The sequence below is a fragment of the Olsenella sp. KH1P3 genome, assembly GCF_900167315.1.
GTDB classification, from domain to species: domain Bacteria; phylum Actinomycetota; class Coriobacteriia; order Coriobacteriales; family Atopobiaceae; genus Olsenella_J; species Olsenella_J umbonata_A.
This window is the reverse complement of sequence record NZ_FUWQ01000001.1, coordinates 526,267-545,870: the sequence shown is the minus strand read 5'-3', so window position 1 is coordinate 545,870 and position 19,604 is coordinate 526,267. Positions and strand designations below refer to the sequence as shown.

General features: G+C 64.1%; 21 protein-coding genes. All 21 read right to left on the bottom strand.

Annotated features, from left to right (window positions below; all coding sequences use genetic code 11):
• Positions 1-66: 66 nt before the first annotated feature.
• Positions 67-1,041, bottom strand: a complete 975-nt coding sequence (gene rsmH / locus B5D13_RS02295) for a 16S rRNA (cytosine(1402)-N(4))-methyltransferase RsmH (RefSeq protein WP_078686693.1) — start codon at positions 1,039-1,041, stop codon at positions 67-69.
• An 18-nt stretch (positions 1,042-1,059) separates the two neighbouring features.
• The gene (locus tag B5D13_RS02290; protein ID WP_078686692.1) at positions 1,060-1,488 is read right to left on the bottom strand and encodes a division/cell wall cluster transcriptional repressor MraZ; all 429 of its coding nucleotides are present in this window, start codon (positions 1,486-1,488) and stop codon (positions 1,060-1,062) included.
• A 559-nt stretch (positions 1,489-2,047) separates the two neighbouring features.
• On the bottom strand, positions 2,048-3,025 hold the full coding sequence (locus B5D13_RS02285) for a site-specific tyrosine recombinase (protein WP_078686691.1): 978 nt from the start codon (positions 3,023-3,025) through the stop codon (positions 2,048-2,050).
• Positions 3,026-3,229: 204 nt separating this feature from the next.
• Positions 3,230-4,876: a CTP synthase gene (locus B5D13_RS02280; protein WP_078686690.1), complete on the bottom strand. Its 1,647-nt coding sequence runs from the start codon at positions 4,874-4,876 to the stop codon at positions 3,230-3,232.
• Positions 4,877-5,061: 185 nt separating this feature from the next.
• On the bottom strand, positions 5,062-6,696 hold the full coding sequence (locus B5D13_RS02275; RefSeq protein ID WP_078686689.1) for a DNA repair protein RecN: 1,635 nt from the start codon (positions 6,694-6,696) through the stop codon (positions 5,062-5,064).
• Between the two features lie 6 nt (positions 6,697-6,702).
• A complete protein-coding gene (locus B5D13_RS02270) occupies positions 6,703-7,557 on the bottom strand; it encodes an NAD(+)/NADH kinase (RefSeq protein ID WP_078686688.1) in 855 nt (284 codons plus the stop codon).
• A gap of 131 nt (positions 7,558-7,688) precedes the next feature.
• The gene (locus B5D13_RS02265; RefSeq protein ID WP_234970629.1) at positions 7,689-8,501 is read right to left on the bottom strand and encodes a TlyA family RNA methyltransferase; all 813 of its coding nucleotides are present in this window, start codon (positions 8,499-8,501) and stop codon (positions 7,689-7,691) included.
• A gap of 1 nt (position 8,502) precedes the next feature.
• Complete coding sequence (locus tag B5D13_RS02260) at positions 8,503-8,826, bottom strand: exodeoxyribonuclease VII small subunit (RefSeq protein WP_078686686.1); 324 nt, start codon at positions 8,824-8,826, stop codon at positions 8,503-8,505.
• A gap of 2 nt (positions 8,827-8,828) precedes the next feature.
• Positions 8,829-9,383: a transcription antitermination factor NusB gene (nusB, locus tag B5D13_RS02255; RefSeq protein ID WP_078686685.1), complete on the bottom strand. Its 555-nt coding sequence runs from the start codon at positions 9,381-9,383 to the stop codon at positions 8,829-8,831.
• A gap of 6 nt (positions 9,384-9,389) precedes the next feature.
• On the bottom strand, positions 9,390-9,752 hold the full coding sequence (locus tag B5D13_RS02250) for an Asp23/Gls24 family envelope stress response protein (protein WP_078686684.1): 363 nt from the start codon (positions 9,750-9,752) through the stop codon (positions 9,390-9,392).
• A gap of 164 nt (positions 9,753-9,916) precedes the next feature.
• A complete protein-coding gene (efp, locus tag B5D13_RS02245) occupies positions 9,917-10,480 on the bottom strand; it encodes an elongation factor P (RefSeq protein ID WP_078686683.1) in 564 nt (187 codons plus the stop codon).
• Positions 10,481-10,700: 220 nt separating this feature from the next.
• The gene (locus tag B5D13_RS02240; RefSeq protein ID WP_078686682.1) at positions 10,701-11,078 is read right to left on the bottom strand and encodes a DUF956 family protein; all 378 of its coding nucleotides are present in this window, start codon (positions 11,076-11,078) and stop codon (positions 10,701-10,703) included.
• 133 nt (positions 11,079-11,211) lie between these two features.
• Positions 11,212-12,132: a PTS system mannose/fructose/sorbose family transporter subunit IID gene (locus tag B5D13_RS02235; RefSeq protein WP_078686681.1), complete on the bottom strand. Its 921-nt coding sequence runs from the start codon at positions 12,130-12,132 to the stop codon at positions 11,212-11,214.
• 17 nt (positions 12,133-12,149) lie between these two features.
• The gene (locus tag B5D13_RS02230) at positions 12,150-12,965 is read right to left on the bottom strand and encodes a PTS mannose/fructose/sorbose transporter subunit IIC (protein WP_078686680.1); all 816 of its coding nucleotides are present in this window, start codon (positions 12,963-12,965) and stop codon (positions 12,150-12,152) included.
• A gap of 29 nt (positions 12,966-12,994) precedes the next feature.
• Positions 12,995-13,981 carry a PTS sugar transporter subunit IIB gene (locus B5D13_RS02225; RefSeq protein WP_078686679.1) on the bottom strand — a complete coding sequence of 329 codons (987 nt, stop codon included), beginning with the start codon at positions 13,979-13,981 and terminating at the stop codon, positions 12,995-12,997.
• Between the two features lie 430 nt (positions 13,982-14,411).
• A complete protein-coding gene (locus B5D13_RS02220; RefSeq protein ID WP_078686678.1) occupies positions 14,412-15,536 on the bottom strand; it encodes a M24 family metallopeptidase in 1,125 nt (374 codons plus the stop codon).
• 45 nt (positions 15,537-15,581) lie between these two features.
• Complete coding sequence (locus B5D13_RS02215; RefSeq protein ID WP_078686677.1) at positions 15,582-16,703, bottom strand: dehydroquinate synthase/iron-containing alcohol dehydrogenase family protein; 1,122 nt, start codon at positions 16,701-16,703, stop codon at positions 15,582-15,584.
• Entirely contained in the window at positions 16,700-17,248 is a 549-nt protein-coding gene (locus B5D13_RS02210) for a shikimate kinase (protein WP_078686676.1), read from the bottom strand. The genes B5D13_RS02215 and B5D13_RS02210 overlap by 4 nt, the downstream gene beginning before the upstream one ends.
• 73 nt (positions 17,249-17,321) lie before the next feature.
• Entirely contained in the window at positions 17,322-17,831 is a 510-nt protein-coding gene (locus tag B5D13_RS02205; protein ID WP_078686675.1) for a YqeG family HAD IIIA-type phosphatase, read from the bottom strand.
• Entirely contained in the window at positions 17,832-19,181 is a 1,350-nt protein-coding gene (gene mltG / locus B5D13_RS02200; protein WP_078686674.1) for an endolytic transglycosylase MltG, read from the bottom strand.
• A gap of 9 nt (positions 19,182-19,190) precedes the next feature.
• Positions 19,191-19,604 (bottom strand): Holliday junction resolvase RuvX, encoded by a 414-nt coding sequence (gene ruvX, locus B5D13_RS02195; protein ID WP_078686673.1) that lies wholly within the window; start codon positions 19,602-19,604, stop codon positions 19,191-19,193.

Sequence of the window (19,604 nt, the reverse complement as noted above, 5' to 3'; positions counted from 1 at the left end):
AGCTGCGTTTGTAGTACGTACTGCTTCATTTATGTTGTATGTCCACGGCCCGAGGGCCGGTGGAGCCTAGTTTGCGCCCTCTTGCGAGACGTCGCGCTTCACCGCGACCCTCATGAGCGCGCTTCGGGCCCTTGGGTTGAGGCCCACCTCCTCGTCGCTGGCGACGAGGGGCTTGCGTGTCTTGACGTCGACTATCGGCACGTGACCGCATACGCACACCGGAAGGTCCGGCGGGCAGACGCAACCCTGCGACATCTCCGAGAAGACGTGCTTGACGATCCTGTCCTCGAGCGAGTGATACGAGATCACGCAGATGCGGCCACCGGGGTTCGCCCAGCGAATCGCAGCCCTGAGGCCCTGGTCGAGGACGTCGAGCTCGTGGTTGACCTCGATGCGCAGGGCCTGGAAGGTCTTGCGCGCCGGATGCCCACCGTGTCGCCTGCCCGCAGCCGGGATGCCGGCCTTGATGACCTCGACCAGCTGGAGCGTGGTCTCGATCGGCGCCTTCTCGCGCGTTCGCACGATCTGGCGGGCAATGCGTGACGCGAACTTCTCGTCCCCATAGACGCGCAGAATCCGGGTGAGGTCGGCTTCGTTGTAGTTGTTAATGACCTCGGCTGCGGTTTGGGTGTTGTTCCCCGGATCCATACGCATGTCAAGCGGAGCGTCCTCGTGGTACGAGAAGCCCCTTTCTGGGATGTCAAGCTGAGGAGAAGAGACTCCGATGTCGAACAGGAAGCAATCGACTCCTGGGACCTCGGCCTGGACGAGAAGCTCGTCGAGGGAGCCGAAGTTGCCCTTGAGGAACCTGTGCTCCGCCCCAGGGACCTCGCGCTCGAAGCGCTCGGAGGCTGCGGCGAGGGCCATGTCGTCCTGATCGATGCCAAGCGAGAGGCCATCAGGCTGGATTCGCTTGGCCATCTCGACCGAGTGCCCGGCCCCACCAAGGGTGCAGTCGCAGACTACCTCGCCTGGTTTGGGGTCAAGCTCGGCCAAGACCTCGTTGATCATCACGGGTATGTGCCGATATTCTCCTGTCAAGTTGCTCACTCCCCCGCTCTAACCGAACATCAGGTCCTCGAGGTCATCGGCGACCTCGCTCATCTCCTGCTCGTAGCGAGCAGAGTCCCAGATCTCGAAGTGGTCCACGTTACCCAGGACGGTGACCTCACGCTCGATCCCGCACTTGCCGATCGTCTCTGCGCCGAGCTTGCCAAGGGCAATCCTTCCGGCAGAGTCGAGCTCAACAGTGAAGGCCATCGAGGTGAGCGCGCGGCGAAGCTTCACATGGTTCTTGTTGCGAGGATCGAAGCCCTCTGCGAAGAAGCTCTCCACCCACTCCCTGTGGCCCTCGGGAGTAAAGCCGTAGATCTTGCCACTGACGGGAATGAGGACGACCTTCTCGTTGAACTCCTTGCGGAACGGAGCCGGCAGGGTAATGCGCTGCTTGGCGTCAAGGTTGTGCTTGAACGTGCCAGTCAGATACATTGACCCTCCCCTCTCAACTACCAGGGAGCCATATCCCCTCAGTGCGTGACTAGAACTATACGTTCAATTGCGACACCATGCAACACTTTCCGACACTTTCTGACACCAGGCGGCTCCAAACGACACCCGAGTGGTGGCCAATGGGGAATTAGGCACTACATGTTGTAAGAACAAGCGTTCTGCAACACAAACCGCAGGAAGCTTTTCGCACCCGTGCCGTACGCTAATGTGACGGGAATATGAAGCGCTCCCACTGGTCATTCGCGCCGCTTACGATACAGCCATTTACCTGCATTTATATTGCGCTGACACATTATTGCGAGGTGTCGAGAAACACGCGTTCCCCCCCTCTAGGGCAACCTTTTTCGCCATGGGCCCCAAAGTTCGAGCCGCTCGAGTGCGTCGCCCAGACGACGGTGTGGGGCCATCCCACGGTTGGTGGGACATCGTCCCACGCCGGTGGGGGACCCTCCCACGGACGGTGTCAGGCCGTCCCACGGGTGCGTGGGAGGCTGCGTGGCCAATGGGATGCGGCACGAGACGCGCCGCGGCCAAGGCGTCAGTCTTCTTCGAAGCGCGACGCGCCCGTCCTGGCGCGGGGATGGGCCTGGAGGTAGGCCATGCGCACGTGCGTGCGGTCGACGTGGGTGTAGAGCTGCGTGGTCGAGATGCTCGCATGGCCCAGCAGCTCCTGCACGGTCCTGAGGTCCATGCCACCCTCGAGCATGTGGGTGGCGTACGTATGCCGCAGCGTGTGGGGGTGCAGCCCCTTGATGCCCACGATGCCCCCATAGGTCTCGCAGATGCCGTGGACCGCCTGGCGCGTGATGCGGCCGCCGCGGACGTTCAGGAAGACCGCCGAGTTCTCGCGGCCGGAACCCGACAGGATCGGGCGCCAGTCGTCCAGGTAGGCCCTGAGCGCCGCGGCCGCCGTGCCCAGAATGGGGACGACGCGCTCCTTCAGCCCCTTGCCCATAACGCGGACGACCTCCTGCTCGAACACAACGTCTCGCAGGTCGAGGCCGCACAGTTCGCTCACGCGCAGGCCGCAGCCGTACAGAACCTCGAGGATAGCCTTGTCGCGATGGAAGCAGGCCTGACCCCTCACATCGACCTTGCCGCTCTTGAGGGTGCGCGGGCTCGGCTCGAGCTCCGGCCTGAAAGGCTCGTCCAGAAGCGCGAACACCCGCTCGTGCGAGAGGACGTCCGGAAGGCGGTCGGGCTTCTTCGGGAGCATGACGTCCGCGGCGGGATGGCTCTCGCAAATCTGCTCGCCGACCATGAAGCGGTGGAAGCCCTTGATCGCCGAGGCGGCTCGCTGCACCGAGGCGGGCGCGAGCCCCAGGTCCTGCAACGCCGCAAGGTGCTCCTCGATGTCCATGCGCTGCGGCCCGTCCACGGCCTCGATGCCCCGGTCGGACAGAAATGCCACGTAGCGCCGGAGGTCCCGACCATAGGACTCGATGGTGTTCTCGGCGCTGCCACGCTCGACGGCAAGGTAGCCCAGGTACTCCTCGAGGGCCTGTGTCAGGTTCATCGTGGGCCTCCCCGCCATCGCTTCGTTGAAGACGCCGACGTCCGGGAACAGCCGACGTACGTAAAGGAATGCGGGCGCCGCGCCGCGCGCGCCGCCCGCAAGAACAGCTTAGCTCAAATGGGTTCGTCTCGATGCGCCGCATCCCATGCCCGAAGGCTGCGGATCGGCCGAATAGACGCACGTCAGGACGATGTGTGAAAAGCCTTAGTCAGCGCAGATCTCGTGACGGTCGACGCCCTCGTGGCGGGCGATGGAGGCGCGGACGAACTCGCGGAAAAGAGGGGCCGGGTTGGTCGGACGGCTCTTAAACTCGGGGTGCGCCTGGCTGGCGACGAACCAGGGGTGGACGTCCTCGGGAAGCTCGACCATCTCGACGAGGCGGTCGTCGGGAGAGAGGCCCGAGATGACGAGGCCGGAGTCGATCAGCTGCTGACGGAATGCGTTGTTGACCTCGTAGCGGTGACGATGGCGCTCGTAGATGAGCTCCTCGCCGTAGGCCTCGGCCGCAAGCGTGTTGGGGGCAACCTTGCAGGGATAGGCGCCAAGTCGCATGGTGCCGCCCTTCTCGGTCACGTCCTCCTGGTCGGGCATGAGGTCGATCACGGGATAGCTGCAGCCGGGAACGAACTCGGTGGAGTTGGCGCCGGGCATGCCCGCGACGTCACGCGCGAACTCCGAGACGGCCACCTGAAGGCCGAGGCAGACGCCCAGGTAGGGAATCTTCTCGACGCGGGCCTTCTGGGCCGCGAGAATTTTGCCCTCGACGCCGCGCTGGCCGAAGCCGCCGGGAACCAGGATGCCGTCGGCACCGTCGAGCATCTCGTCGACGTTCTCGGCCGTGAGCTCCTCGCCGTCGATCAGCGTGATCTTGACGTGGCGGCCGTAGTGGACGCCGGAGTGGTGGAGTGCCTCGATGACGGAGAGGTAGGCGTCGGGAAGCTGCGTGTACTTGCCGACGACCTTGATCTCGGTCGTGTCAGCCTTCTTGTTCGCGGCGTGCATGCGATCGGTGAAGGAGACCCAGGCGCTCATGTCGCGCTCGCGGCGCTCGAGACCGAGCCTGTCGAGGACCTTGCCGTCGAAATCCTGCTCGGCGAGGTGCATGGGGACGTCGTAGATAGAGGCGCAGTCGGAGTTCTCGAACACGCAGCCCTCGTCGACGTCGCAGAAGTGAGCGATCTTGGCGCGGATGTCCGCGTCGACCTCGTGGTCGGAGCGACACACGATGAAGTCGGGCTGGATGCCCATCGAGCGGAGCTCCTTGACGGAATGCTGGGTCGGCTTGGTCTTGACCTCGTGCGCGGCAGCGATGTAGGGAACCAGCGAGCAGTGGATGACGAGCGTCTCGCCCAGGCCCTTCTCCTTGCGGAACTGGCGGATGGCCTCGACGAACGACTGGCCCTCGATGTCGCCGATGGTGCCGCCGAGCTCGGTGATGACGACGTCGGCGTCGGTCTGCTCCTCGATGCGCAGGAAGCGGCTCTTGATCTCGTTGGTCACGTGCGGGATGACCTGGACGGTGCCGCCCAGGAAGTCTCCGGCGCGCTCGCGCGAGATGAGCGACTGGTAGATCAGGCCGGTGGTGAAGTTGGAGTTTCGGGTGAGGTTCTCGTCGATGAAGCGCTCGTAGTGGCCCAGGTCGAGGTCGGTCTCCTTGCCATCCTCGGTGACGAAGACCTCACCGTGCTGGAAGGGGCTCATGGTGCCGGGGTCAACGTTCAGGTAGGGATCGGCCTTCTGCATCATGACCTTGTAGCCACGTGCCTTCAGAAGCCTGCCGAGCGACGCGGCGGTGATACCCTTTCCCAGGGATGAAACGACGCCGCCGGTAACAAAGATGTGCTTGGTCATGTTGGGACCTTCCCGTAAAAAATTCCTCTTCTCTACGGGATTTCATCCTACAACCCAAGGGCGCCCCGGTTTTTTCTCAGCGCGAAAGTTTTAGAAAAAAATGGCTTGAACACACGCCAGTGGTCAACTGGCGACCGGCTCCACACGACGGCACAAAGGCGGGGCAAGGAGGACCCGCCGCCACGCTAGCTGGTGGGGGATGCCCCCGAGAGCATCTCGCGGGCATGGTCAAGGGAGGCCTGCGTCTGGTCGCCCGAGAGCATGCGGGCTATCTCGGCCACGCGCTCCTCTCCCCCGATCTCCTCGATCGTTGTCTCGGGCACTTCGTCGCCGCGCTTGCTCACCAGGTAGTGCTTCTGCGCGACCACGGCCACCTGGGCCAAGTGCGTGACGACGATGACCTGGTGCGTCTGCGCGAGCCGCGCGAGGACCTGCGCCAGTGCCACGGCCGTCGCACCTCCCACGCCGGCGTCGACCTCATCGAACACCAGGGTGTCGGTGCCGTCGGCGTCGCCCAGCACGACCTTGCACGCGAGCATCACGCGAGAGACTTCGCCGCCCGACGCGATGCGCCTGAGGGGCCTTGCGCTCAGGCCCGCGGCGGGACGATAGGTCATCTCGACCCTGCTGGGGCCGGCGCTCGTCCACTGGGCGCGGTCGAGCCGCTCGAAGCCGAGCTCAAGCGAGGCGGAGCCCATCTGGAGGAACGCCATCTGGTCGGTAATGGCGGCGGCAAGCTTGGGGGCGGCCTCTCGCCTGACGGCGTCGAGCTCGTCGGCCCTCGCGCGCAGCTCGGCCTCGGCGGCGTCGAGCGCTTCCTGCGCAGCACGCACGACCGCGTCGCCGTCGTGGGCCGCACTCATGAGCTCTGCTGCCTTGGCGCGCCTCTCGAGCACGTCCTGCATGCGCGGGCCATAGCTGCGCAGGAGCCCCTGCAGCTCGCCCATCCTCTCCTGCATCTGAGCGAGCCTGTCGCCGTCGAAGTCCATCGCCTCGGCGTAGTCGCGAAGCTCCGCCGAGACGTCCTCCAGGTCGATGAGCGAGCTCTCGACGCGGTCTGCCAGCGCGCCCAGGCGCTCGTCGTTTCGCGCGGCTCCCCTGAGGTCCGAGACGACGGAGGACAGGACGTCCTCCGCGCCCCCGTCGCCGGACATGGCCTCGCGCGCCTCAGTGGCCGAGCGCATGAGCGACTCGGCGTGCTCCGCCTTGGGAAGCGTCTGCTCGAGCTCCTCGTACTCGCCCTCCGCAGGCCCGACCTCGTCGATGCGCCTGAGGACGAACTCCGCCTCCTCGAGCCTCTCGCCGGCCGAGCGGCTCATCTCCACCTTCCGCTCGAGCTCGCTCTGCGCATCGCGGGCGGCGTCGAGGGCGTTCCGGTATGCCTTGAGTGCCTCCTGGGCGGCATCGCCCACCCAGGCGTCCAGCATCTGGACGTGAGTCGAGCCCTGCAGCAGACGCTGGTGCTCGTGCTGGCCGCACAGGTCGATGGTCGCTCCCGGCCCCTCGGCGAGCTCGCGCACTGATGCCATGTGCCCGTCAACCTCGACGCGTCCGCGACCCGCGGCCTCCACGCGACGACGCACGACGGTCCCGTCGGGATCTCCCCCAGGCTCGAAGAACCGACCCTCCACGCACAGGGCGTCTGCCCCCTCACGCACGGCAGAGGCGTCGGCGCGCTCTCCCATCAGCAGCTTGACGGACGAGAGGAGCGCGGACTTTCCGGTTCCGGTCTCTCCGGTCAGCACCGTAAGGCCGCGCGCGGGGATGATGGACGCCTCGCGGATGAGCGCGACGTCCTGTACGTGAAGTTCGTCAATCATGCGTTGCTACTCTCCGGCCCTTCCGTAGAAGACACGAGAAACGGACTGATAGAAGCTCTTGGAGTTGCGGTCAAGAAGGATGAGGTCACCTGGGCCGCGGCGCACGGTCGCGCGCTGGGCGACGAGCCCCTCCCCTCCCACGAGCTGGCCATCGGCAAAGAAGAGCCGCTCGGACTTGCGCTCGGGGTTGATCGCAATCTCGACGACGTCAGAGGGCGAGGTCAGAAACGCGCGCGCCAGGATCGTGTGCGGGGCGACGGGAACGCAGACCATGCCTCCGTAGTCAGGAGAAACGATGGGGCCGCCGGCCGAGAGAGCGTAGCCCGTCGAGCCCGTGGCGGTCGAGACCACGAAGCCGTCGGCGCGGAGGGTGTCGATGTGGTGGCCCGAGACGGACACGTCGAAGACGATCATGTCGCCCTTGATGCCATGCGTGAGCGAGAGGTCGTTCAGGGCAAAGCGGCGCTCGGTCCTGATGTTGCCGAGCTCGTCTTCCAGATCGACCGAGACGTCCAGGGTGGCTCGCCTCGAGGCGTGAAGGTTGCCCGAGAGGGCCTCGGCGACGAGGTACTTGACGTCCATGGGGCCACCGCTCGTCAGAAAGCCCAGGTGCCCGTAGGAGATGCCGATGACGGGAATCTCGTTGTAGCCCACGATCCTGGCGGCACGCAGGAGCGTGCCGTCCCCGCCGAAGGAGACGACAAGACCGACGCCGGTCGTGTCCACGACCTTGTTGGGGAAGAGCTTCTTGTCGTGGGCCCACTGGACCTCGACGCGCTCGTCCTCAAGCCACCGTGACAAGGACCGCGCGCTCTCGACCGCGTCCTCGCGAGAATAGTTGGGAACCAGAAGTACCTTCACGCCGCCCTCCCCCGATGAAGTCAGATAGTCCCATCGAGTGTAGCACCCGACCGGGTGGGAGGGACGCTCGCGGGCGTGCCGCGGCGCCGAACGACGCGGCAGGCTTGCGCAAGTATTTCTCGAAGAAGTGCCTAGAGCGCGCCGGCGAGCTCAACCGCACCGTCGGCCACGACTGACCGATAGTCCAGGGCGCGGTCTGCCCTGGAGCCGCGCTGACCCAGGAGCAGGAACTCGACATTGCCCTTGTGCCCGTGAATGGGGCTTTGGCACGCGCCCAGCACCCCAAGGCCCCTTGACTCAAAGGCAAGTGCCACGTCCTCGAGCGCGCGCAGGTGGACGGCGGGATCGCTCACCACGCCGCCCTCGCCCACCTCGTCGCGGGCAGCCTCGAACTGAGGCTTGACCAGGGTGAGGAACTGCCCGTTGCCGCGCAGCAGCTCGACGACGGCCGGAAGCACGGTCTTGACCGAGGTGAACGAGACGTCGCAGACCGCAAGGTCGATGGTCGAGCGATTGTCGTCGTCGGGCAGGTCGACCATGTTGGTTCGCTCGCGCAGGTCGACGCGCGGGTCCTCGCGCAGGCTCCAGTCGAACTGCGCGTAGCCCACGTCGACCGACAGGACGGATGCCGCGCCGCGCTTGAGCAGGCAGTCGGTAAAGCCCCCGGTGGAGCAGCCCACGTCGAGGCAGGACATCCCCGTGGGGTCGACGCCGAACGAGTCGAGGCCGCGCTCGAGCTTGAGGCCACCACGCCCCACGTATGGCAGGCGCCCCTTTACGTGAAGCTCGATCCCGGGCCTTACCTGCTCGCCCGGGCTCTCCATCCTGCGGCCCGAGGTCGAAACCTCACCGGCAAGCACGGCTCGCATCGCGTCGTCGCGAGAGGAAAAGAGCCCGCGTGAAACGAGCTCCTCATCCAGTCTATGTTTCTTGGGCCTGGCCACGCTACGCCTCCTCGCCCCCCTGGGAAGCAACAGGAGCCTCGTCTGCCCCCTCGTCGTCGGAGCCGTCTGAGGCGGAAGGCGCATCGCCCTTCTCGGCTTCGGCCTTGGCGGACTCCTTCTCGCGCAGGTGCGCCTCCTCCTCGGGGGTGAAGTCGGTGGTGTCGACCATGTCAACGGCCTTAGACCCCAGCGCGATGGCCTCATCAAAAAGGTCCAGCGAGCGCTCGAGCGAGGTCTCCTTGTCGCGTACCGCGTCGACGATCTGGTCCAGGCGGCCAGTGATATCGTCAAACGTCTTGTACTGCGCGATGTTGGGCTTTGCCATCGCTACTCGCCGTCCTGCTCTCCGTCGTCGGGCTCTTCGGAGCCGGCGTACTCGTAGTCATCGTTCGGCTGCTGGGCCGCGGCCTTGAGGTCGTCACGGACGCGGACGGCCTCGCGGGCCTCCGCCACGACGTCGTCTCCGGCCTCGAGCTTGCGGGCCACCTTGCCCAGGAGGCCGTTGATGAAGCGGGAGGACTCGTCAGAGCCGTAGGCCTTGGCGAGCTCGACGGACTCGTCGATGGTGATGGGGATGGCGACCTCGTCGACCTCGAGCATCTCGTAGAGGGCGAGCCTCAGCAGGTTGCGGTCGACCTTCGGCATGCGCGAGACGCTCCAGTTGACGGAGTGCTCTGCGATGATGGCGTCGAGGTCGCTTCGCATGTCGTCGGTACCGCGGGCAAGCATCTCGCCGAACGGGTCAAGCGGGCCCTGCGAGAGCGCGTAGTCGCCCTCGAGAACCTCGAAGACGGTCCTGTTGGTTGCCTCGGCCTGGAAGAGAACCTGAAGGGCCTGGCTGCGGGCAAGGGTGCGCCCGCCGAAGTGAGTTGTATCAGACACTGCCCTCTACTCCTTGGGGAAAACGAGTGAATCGATGCAGATGTCCACCGAGCCGACCTCGACGCCAACCTGCTCGCGAATCGCGGTCGCGATGGCGGCGCGAACGGACGCCGCAAGCTTGGTGAACGGATAGCCGTAGAACACGGCAAGATGGACGGCGACCTTAAGCTCGCCGTCGACCACCTCGGACTCGACGGTTGCCTCGGGCGGAACCGCACGACTCGTGAATACGGACACGAGATTGGAGGCGATGTCGTTGCCGCCGACGCGGACGACGCCCTCGACCTTCTCGGCCGCAAGGGTGACGATGGTAGAGACGACGCTCTTGGAGACGCCGATTCCCGCTATGAAGAGCTCGCTTTCGCTCATGTGAAGGTCCTTTCGAAGTAACCCGACCTGAGGCCAAGCCGGCCGCAGGTCTTCGTGCTCAAGTATAGCCTTTGGGAGAGGGGCGTCATCACTGTCGCCTTTGGCACGAAGGGGCCCGCCAACGCAGCTGCGCTCGCGGGCCCCTGCAGTCAATGTGCCAGTCCCTAGACGCGGGAGACGAACTTGCCGTCACGCGTATCGACCTTGATGATCTCGCCCTGGTTCAGGTACATGGGAACCTGGATGGTGGCACCGGTCTCGATGGTCGCGGGCTTGGTGCCGCCCTGGACGGTGTCGCCCTTGAAGCCGGGATCGGTCTCGGTGATCTCGACCTCGATGAAGGTGGGCGGCTGGACCGCGTAGAGAACGTCGTTGGCATACTGGAGAAGGCAGACGTCGTTCTCCTTCAGGAACTTGTCGTTCTCGCCGATGAGGGAGTCCTCGACGGGAATCTGCTCGTAGGTGTTCATGTCCATGAACCAGTAGGTCTCGCCGTCAGCGTAGAGGTACTGCATCTCGCGCGTCTGCATGTTGACGCTCTCGAACTTGGCAGACTGCTGGAAGTTCTCCTCGTTCACGCGACCGGTGCGGATGTCACGGTACTTGGTGCGAACGTAGGTGTTGCCCTTGCCAGGCTTGACATGCTGTGCCTCGAGGATGACACAGTCCTTGCCCTTGATGTTGACGCCGAGGCCGACCTTGAGGTCGTTGATGCTCAGAGATGCCACTGAAAGCTCGCTTTCTCGATAACGTCCGCGAAAACACGGATGCAAAAATCACATACAGAGAAGAATTATAGCCATGCGCACGCAAATGCAATGCGCCGTGGCTCGGATTCACAGAGGCAACAGCTCGGCCGCTGCATTGCCATGGGCACGCACGAAAAAAGCCCCGGCTGAGTCGGGGCAGCAAGGCAGGGCGTTGTCGGGGCAGGGCACGCGGAAGGTGCTACGCCCCAAGGTGTAGAAGACGCTTCACGCCCAGGCCGAGTACCTGAAAGAAAGTGGGAGACTTCACGAGTCTGTCCTCGGGGACGTACTCCCTCATGGCTCGCAGGATCTTCTTGTTGTCCCTCGTGGAGAACGAGAAGTGCCCGTTTTGCTTGGTGAAGATCGCAAAGCGGGCGATGCGGGCGCCGCCGAACATGACCGAGGCGGCCACGTGGTCGATCTCCTCCCAGGGAATCTGGATGTAGTCCTCAGGGTTGCGCTCGTTGTAGAACTCCACGGCCTTGTTGCCGACCATCATGTCGCCGTAGCTCGTGAGACCGTGAAACGACGTCGCCTTGATGGTCATGTCGACGCTGTTGTTCATTGAGATTGCCATGATGCGAAAACTCCTCGGATCCAATCAGAAAGGTCGCGCCCCGACGTTGAGGGTGCGGATGCACTTTCAAGCGTACAGGGCGCGACCAGATGCGTCTAGCACGGCAGGCCAGAAGCTGCCAGCGCACGACTCCTTACATGAAGTTGAGGAGACGACCGATGATGCCAACCGCGAAGAGCGCGAGGATGATGGCGATCGGGGAAACCTTCTTCTTCAGGAGCTTGCAGCACAGAAGCGTGAGAGCGACTGCGGCAAGACCCGGAATCAGGGCGTCGAGGTTCTGCTGGAGCGTGGTGACCTTCTCGACGTTCAAGCCGTTGGCACCCAAGGAGGCATACTGCTCGAGGGCGCTCTTGATGCCCTCGGTGCCGCTGGGAAGGCTGGACCAGTCGATGTAGGCACCCTCGGACTGCGTGACGGTGGAGACGACCGGGGTGAAGGAAATCGAGACCCAGCGCTCGACCAGCGAGCCAATGATGAACATACCAAGGATGGAGGCACCCTCGGTGATCTTGCCCAGCAGGCCGCCGGAGAGGTCCTTGGTGATCTCGGTTCCGACCCTGTAGCCAAACTCCTGCGTGTACCAGAGGAAGGCCATGCGGATGACGTTCCAAAGGACGAAGAACAGGATAGGGCCGAGGATGTTGCCCGAGAGGGCCATGGACGCGCCGAGCGCACCGAGGATTGGGCGGATGGTGAACCAGAAGACGGGGTCGCCGACGCCGGCGAGCGGACCCATCATACCGACCTTGACGCCCTGAATGGCGGCATCGTCGATCTTCTCGCCGTTGGCGCGATCCTCCTCGAGTGCGAGGGTGACGCCGATGACGGGGGCGGACACGTACGGGTGCGTGTTGTAGAACTCCATGTGACGCTCGAGAGCAGCAGCCTGCTCCTCCTTGGTGGAGTAGAGCTTCTTGATGGCGGGGACCATGGCATAGCACCAACCGCCGTTCTGCATACGCTCGTAGTTCCAAGAGCCCTGCAGGAACTGGTGGCGCCAAGCGACCGCCTGACGATCCTTCTTAGAAAGAGTGATCTTCTCTTCTGCCATTGTGTTCACTCCCCTTCCTACTCGTAGTCATTCAGGATGTCGCCCAGCGGGTCGCCGGAGCCGGCAGCGCCGCCGCCTGCGGTCGCAAGCTCCTTGAGACCGAGGTAGATGAGGGCGAGGGAGATGCCAATGGCGCCGAGGGCGATGAGCGTGAGCTCAGAGAGGGCAGCCAGGACGAAGCCGAGGACGAAGAACGGCCAGGTCTCCTTGGTGGCCATCATGTTGATGACCATTGCGTAACCGACTGCAGCGACCATGCCGCCGCCGACGGCCATGCCGCCGGAGAGCCATGCGGGCATCGAGTTCAGGACTGCGGTGACCGACTCGGCAGGGATGAAGCAGAGGGCCGCAGCCGGGATGGCGATGCGGACGCCCTGGAGGCAGATCGCGAGAACCTGCCAGACCTCGATGCCGCGGAAGTCAGCCTTGGAGGCGGCGGCATCCATGGCGTGGACCATCGGGATTGCGATGGTACGGCAGATCATGGTCAGGAACAGGCCCGCGACGGACAGAGGAACTGCCACGGCGATTGAGGTGTTGATCGCGGCGACGGTGTCGGTAGCGCCACCGTCGAGAGCGATGACCATGAGGATTGCGGAGGCCACGGACGCGAGAGCCGCGTCAGGGGCGACGGCGGCGCCGATGTTCGCCCAGCCGAGGGCGATCATCTGAAGGGAGCCGCCGAGGATGATGCCCTCCTGCGGATGGCCGCTGACCAGACCGATAAGGGTGCAGGCAACAAGCGGCTGATGGAACTGGAACTCGTCGAGAATGCCTTCCATACCAGCAAGGAAAGCAACGATAACGATCAGAAGAATCGTAAGTGCCGACATGAATTCCCTCCTTCTTTCTATCGAGGCCTTTAGGCCATGTTCTTTTCTTTGAGAAGGGCCCAGATGTCGTCGACGTGATCGGACGGGACCTTCTGGACATAGAAGTCAGTGCCCTTGGCACGAATCGCCTCGAGGGTCTTGACGTCCTCCTCGTCGCAGGCGATGGCCTGGTTGATGACAGTCTTGCCGGCAGAGTGAGCCATGGAGCCGATGCAGACCTTGTCGAACTCGACGCCACCCTCCTCTGCACGCAGGAGGTCCTGAGGATTCTCAAAGAGAACCATGGCCTTCGTCGCGCCAAAGCGCGGGTCCTTGTCAACCTCGACGAGCTTGGCGATGGGGATGACGTGGACCTTGACTCCAGGAGGAGCCGCCTGAACGATCATGTTCTTGCGGAGCTCGTCGTGGGAGACGCCGTCGGAGACGACGAGAATACGATCCGGCGAGACCTGCTTGGTCCATGCGGTCGCGACCTGACCATGGAGAAGACGGGTGTCGATACGGACGTACGCATACTTGATGTGGCCATCGCCGAGAACGGTGCCCTCGGGAATGGCGCCAACGGGTGCTGCGGCAGTTGCGGCAGCTGCGGGTGCGGCGGCGTCGGCGGGCTGAAGCTCTTCGGGCTTCACCTTCACGCCAGCGCGTGCCTCGGGGTAGACCTCCTCCATAACAGCCCTCGCCGTGTCGGCGCCCATGCGGGAGCCGTAGGCGGTGACGAGCATGGGAAGGCTGAGGCCGGTGATGGCTACCCAGTCGTCATGCCCCTCTTCGCTGATGAGGCGGGAGACCTGGTTGAAGGGAGTACCTCCCCACAGGTCGACCAGGAACAGGGTGTGCTCCTGATCATCGAAGGTGGCGATCGCGTCAAGCAGCTTCTGGTGCATGTCGTCGGGACCCATGTCAGGCGTCAGAACGACGGCCGCAACGTTTTCCTGCGGTCCGAAGATCATGCTGCCCGATTCCATGATGCCCTCGGCGAATTTACCGTGGCTAGCAAGGACAATATTGACCATCCAACTTCCTCCTTTGCATCCTTCTGCTTCTTACAGAACCGTGGTGTGATGAATGACGTTCACGCCGTCTGCGCAGTTCCTTCATCGTTGCTCCACAGGTTCTAAATTATAGGCCCATTTGCCGATAAATGCTACACATCATCTCGCCATTTCCTACATATCAGTGTTCTACCTGCGAATTCATACTGATTGTTTGCGTCATTTCGCTAGTTTTGACAGCCATTTCCTGAAACGGGCGCACCGATAACTCTGTCAAAGTGCTTACCAATTCGTTTCGCTTTGGTCATATTTTGTTTTTCTTTGGTCACCTTTCGCGCCCAAGCGCTAGTCGACATCTCCAGGACGATCGGAACATGAAAAATCGGCCGGCAAGCGCCGACCGATTAGGCATTTGACAAAACAGCCGATACTACTTGTTCTAAATCGTGGACTAGCAGGGAATCACCCTCAGCTCGTGGGACGACTGCGTGAAGGGGTGATAGCCGTCCTCCCCCATGACGCCGAAGTCCTCGAGGCGAACGCCGAAGTTGCCGGGCAGGTAGATGCCGGGCTCGTCGGTGATGACGGCGCCCACGGGAATCTCCCTGTCATAGTTGCGGCCGAAGAAGGGCTTCTCGTGGATCTCGAGGCCGACGCCGTGACCCAGGCCATGCTTGAAGTAGTCGCCGTAGCCTGCCTCGGTGATGAGGCGAACAGCAAGGTTGTGGATGTCCTTGCCCTTGCAGCCGGGAACGGCGGCCTTGGCGCAGGCCTCGTTGACGCCGCGGACAATCTCATAGACCTTGCGCTGCTCCTCAGTCGGCTCGCCAAGGCAGACGGTCCTGGTCATGTCCGAGCGGTAGTCGTGATAGCCCGCGCCGTAGTCCATGACGATCATGTCGCCCTTCTGGACCTTGCGCTCGCCAGGCTGCGCATGGGGGTTGGCGCCGTTGGGGCCGCTCGCGATGATGGTGCCGAAGGCAAGCGAGTCAGCACCGTGCTGGAACATGTAGTTCTCGAGCTCGACTTTGATCTCCATCTCGGTCACGCCCGGCTTGATGAAGCCGCAGATGTGCTCGAAGGCTGCGTCGGTGATGGTCTGCGCGTGGCGCATCAGCTCGATCTCTTCGGAGTCCTTGACGATGCGAAGCGACGCGATGTCGCCATGCATGCGCGGGAGGAGGCAGGCGACCGAGCCCTTTGCGAGCTCGACGCCCAGGGCGTCGAAGAAGGCAAGGTCCATGGTGTCCTCGATGGCGACGACGCGAGAGCGCGTCTTGCTGACGCGCTCGGCCGCCCAGGAGGCGGGGTCAACGATCTCCATGTCAAGCTTCCAGGGCGTATTCTCGCCAAGGCGGTCGACGAAGGTGCCGAAGTAGCGGGAATCGGTGTGGAGCCAGAGCCCGTCCCTGGTGATGAACGCCGTGTGGGCCACCTCGTCGTCGAAGGTGCACTCGGCTCCAGTGAGCCAGCGAAGGTCAGGGTTGTTCCTCAGGATGGCGGCGTCGTAGCCCCTCTCCTCCATGAGGGAGCGGAACCTCTCGACGCGAGCCGCGCAAGCTGCAGCATCAGCCATGTCTAAATACCTCGATTCTCTAGGTCGTATTGAGCCTCATATAGGTTAGTCCGCGCGGTGGGCCTCACACCATGCAGAGACGTGCTCATTCAAAAGTTCATCGTCTGCAGACGCGAGGCGCACGCGGCCGATGGCCTGAGGCACCGCGACGAAGAATCGGTTCGAGCGCTTGAACTGGTCGCCCTTGAGCGACTTGATGACCCGCTCGGGCTCGACGGAGGCCTCCACGAAGCCGAAGCCGAGCCTGTCGAGGAGCTCGTCCTGAGTAAGGACGTCATCCACCGAGAGCTTCCCCATGCCGCACGAGAGGCGCGCGGCGAACCGCAGGCCCTCGGCCATCAGGTCGGCGACGCTGACGCCGTCGTCAAGCAAGGGCCTAAGGCCACGCACAAAGTCGCGGCCGTAGGTGACTGACTGCTTGACCGCAAGCGCGGTCGACGAGACAAGGCGCCCACGGGTCTTGAGCGTGTCGACCGCCTGCTCCATCAGGACGTCGACGTCGCCCTCCATGATCTCGGGCGCCCTGTCCCAGAGACGCGAGAAGGACTTCTCGTTCTCAGCCGTGGCAGAGGAGGCCATGAGCGCGAGCGCAAGTCGCGTGCGCTCGTCCGAGAGGCCGCACTCCATGAGGTCGGGATCGCAGAGCAGGTAGCGGCAGAATGCGTTGGAGCGTGCCATGTCGTCGCTTTCCCCAACAGCGATGCCGCGCGGCGTGACGGCCACCTCCACCATGGCGTCGAGGTCGACGGGGATGGCGGCGAGGGGCACGCCGGCGCACCACAGAGAGCAGGCCTGGGCCGCGCAGCTGAGGCTGTCGACGCCTCCGATGGCCACGACGAGGTCGTCGGAAGTAACGCCCTTCTCGCCCAACCAAACCATGAGCTCGGAGACGAAGTCGAGCGTCCTGGCGTTGGCACCCGCCGCGAGCAGGCGCGCCTCGACCGCGAAGCCCGCGTCAGTCAGCTCCCGGCGGAGCAGCTCGCGACGCTCGTCGGAGACGCCATCCTCGCACAGGAGCGCGGCCACGCGCGGCTTGCCGACTGCCGTGCGCAGGATCGACCCGCAGGTCTCCACCACTCCGTGTCCCATGCGGACGTCGCATGATCCGCCCGGCGCCGAAACCCACTGCCTCGTGACCTGCGCCTCGAGGCCCTCTTCCTCGCTCATAGAAGTCCCTTCTCCCAAAGCAGCTGCCCTGCCTCGGTCATAACTTGGTCAAACGACTTGCCCCTGATATCAATGGAAAGGTCGCACTCGCGCTCGTAGAGCGGCCTGCGGTACGCGTAGAGGCGACGCGCGCAGTCGGCCGAAACGAAGTCGGGTCTAAGCTCAGGGTGCTGGATCTGCCGCAGGGAGTCCTCGACGTCGCCGTCCAGGAAGACCACGGTGCCCATCTCGTGCATCAGGGTGCAGCTCTCCGCACCCTCGACGATGCCGCCACCACAGCTCACTAGGAGAGACTTTCGATCCCTGAGCTTGCGCAGGGCCTGCGCCTCGCCCCTGCGAAACGCCTCCTCGCCGTCCTGCTCGAAGACCTCGCACACGGTCTTGCCCATGATGCGCTCCACCATGCGATCCGTGTCGACGAAGTCGCGATTGAACAGTCCCCCGAGGTTACGCGCGAGGGTCGACTTTCCCGCCCCGAGAAAGCCGACAAAGAAGATATGGTCGCAGCCCTCGTGGACCACGTACCCTGGCGTTGCAGTGTTCATGAGCAAAGACTCCGTACAGACAATCGAGTGTTCGCCCAAATTCTACCATCAACGGCAGAAGGACACGGGACCGCTATGCGCGAGGGATGCCCTCGTAGGTCTTCCCCCTCAGGACGAGGTTCTCGCCAAGCCTCATGATGTGGGTGTACCAGAGGTCGCGCCTCGACTGGGGCCTCACCAGTACCGTGCGGACACCGGCGGCGTTTCCGGCCACGACGTCAGTGAACACCTGATCGCCCACGAGAATCGCGTGCGCGGCGTCGCAGCGCTCGAGCTCTAGTGCGCGTCTCACCGCGAAGGGGGCGGGCTTCATCGCATGGTGGACGACCTCGCAGCCCAGCTCGCGGGCGGAGCGCTCGACCTGGCTCGAGTGGAAGTTGTTCGAAACGATGCAGGTCTTGATGCCCCGGGCGCGCACGTCCTCGAGCCAGCGAGCGATCTCGGGCGGCGCGACCTTGGCGTCGCGAGGGACGCAGGTGTTGTCGCGGTCCAGGAGGACGCAGCGCACTTCTCCCCTGACGAGGTCTTCGATGGGAATCTGGTCAATGCTCTCGAAGTATCGCCACGCGTCAAACAGTCCCATTTAGACCCCCTGGTCGGCCTGCGCCTTGGCGATGGCCTCCTGATGCTGATCGTACGTCTCGGAGAACGTGTGGTTGGAGTAGGAGCCGTTCTCGATGATGAGGAAGTAGTAGTAGTTGGTCGGACTCGGCGCCAGGGCCGCCTGGATCGAGTCGAGGCTCGGGCTGCAGATGGGCGTTGGAGTGAGCCCCTTGTGCAGATAGGTGTTGTAGGGACTGTCGACCTTGAGGTCGTCGGCCGTCACGTCTCCGCCGGTGACGTAGCCCATGGTCGCGTCGCTCTGGAGGCTCATGTCCGCCTTGAGGCGGTTGTAGATGACCGACGAGACGAGCGGGCGGTCGTCGCTGGTGACGGCTTCGCGCTCGATGATCGACGCCACCTTGAGCACGTCGTAGTCGCTCACGGTCACGCCGTAGCTACTGCTGAGCGAGGCCGCGGCATCGCTCATGTTGAGGGAGTGGACCTCAGCCTTGTACTGGTCGAGCATGGCCCGGATGACAGAGTCGGCCGAGACGTCCTTGCCGCTGAAGTCGTAGGTCTTGGGGTACAGGAAGCCCTCGAGCGAGTCGTCCTGCGCCTCGGAGAGGAACGGGTAGTCGTCCACGTAGTTGGAGGCCTTGGCCTGCGCCAGGAACTCATCGGAACTGATGCCCAGCTGCTTCTGGACGGCCTCGGCGGTCTTGGCGACGGTTAGCCCCTCTGCCACGGTGAGCCTGCCCTCGTCGGAGTTGGGACCCTCGCAGAGCTGCCTCACGATGCCCGAGATGTTTCCGCCCGCCATGAGCTTGTACGTGCCGGGCTTCATATTGGACTCGGCCCGCTGGGAATCGACCTCCTCGAGGAAGACCTTCTTGTCGTCGATGACGCCGGCCTCGAGCAGGATCTTGGCGATGGCGTTGGCGCCCGAGCCCTCGGGGATGGTGACGCTCACGTAATCACCCTGGCTCACGCCCGACGAGGCGGAGTCCTGCTCCCGTCCCAGGCGGGGCAGGACGAAGACGACCAGAGAGAGGGCGAGAAGGACAAGGGCGATGCCGGCGAGGGGAAGCCACGACCTGCGCCCGCAGCGACGCTGTTGGCCGCGCTGCCCGCGGTTCGTTCGGGAGGTGGTACGCGCGCTGTGGGACGAGACGCCCCTGGCCGCGTGTGGCTTCTGGGCACCCGTGCGCGATACGGGCTGGCGGCGCTCCTTGCGGGCGTCCGCGGCCTTACGATTGCCCGCGGCCTTGCGGGCGGGGGCGCCCTTGGCGCCACCCGCGGGCTTGGAGGCCTTGGCGGTGGCGTGCTCGCGCCTGGGGGTGGGCGCCACGCCCGCGAAGTGCGCGGCCCTGCGTGTTGGTTTGTCAGCCATTCGTCTCCCCTACTCCTTGTGAGCGTCCAGCCAGGCCTGGAGGAAGAGCGACGCCGCGATCATGTCGACCCGGCCTCGCATGCTCTTCTCGCTGTATCCCTCCTCGCGCAGGATGCGCTTGGCCTCCTGTGACGAGAGTCGCTCGTCAACGAACTCGACGGGAAGACCGAGGGTCTCTCCGATCTTGCGCCCCTGCTCCATAACCTTCTGGGCCTGCGGGCCGTCCTCGCCCGAGAGGGTCTTTGGGCGGCCGCAGACGAGCACGTCGGGCTCGTAGTCCTCGACGATGTACCTAAAGGAGCGGGCGCAGGAGAGGACCTCCTGCGCCGGCAGAACCTTCACCGGGGACGCAAGCGTGCCGGACAGATCGCTCGCGGCGATCCCGATGCGCGCGTCCCCTATGTCAAGAGCAAGGGCCCTCAC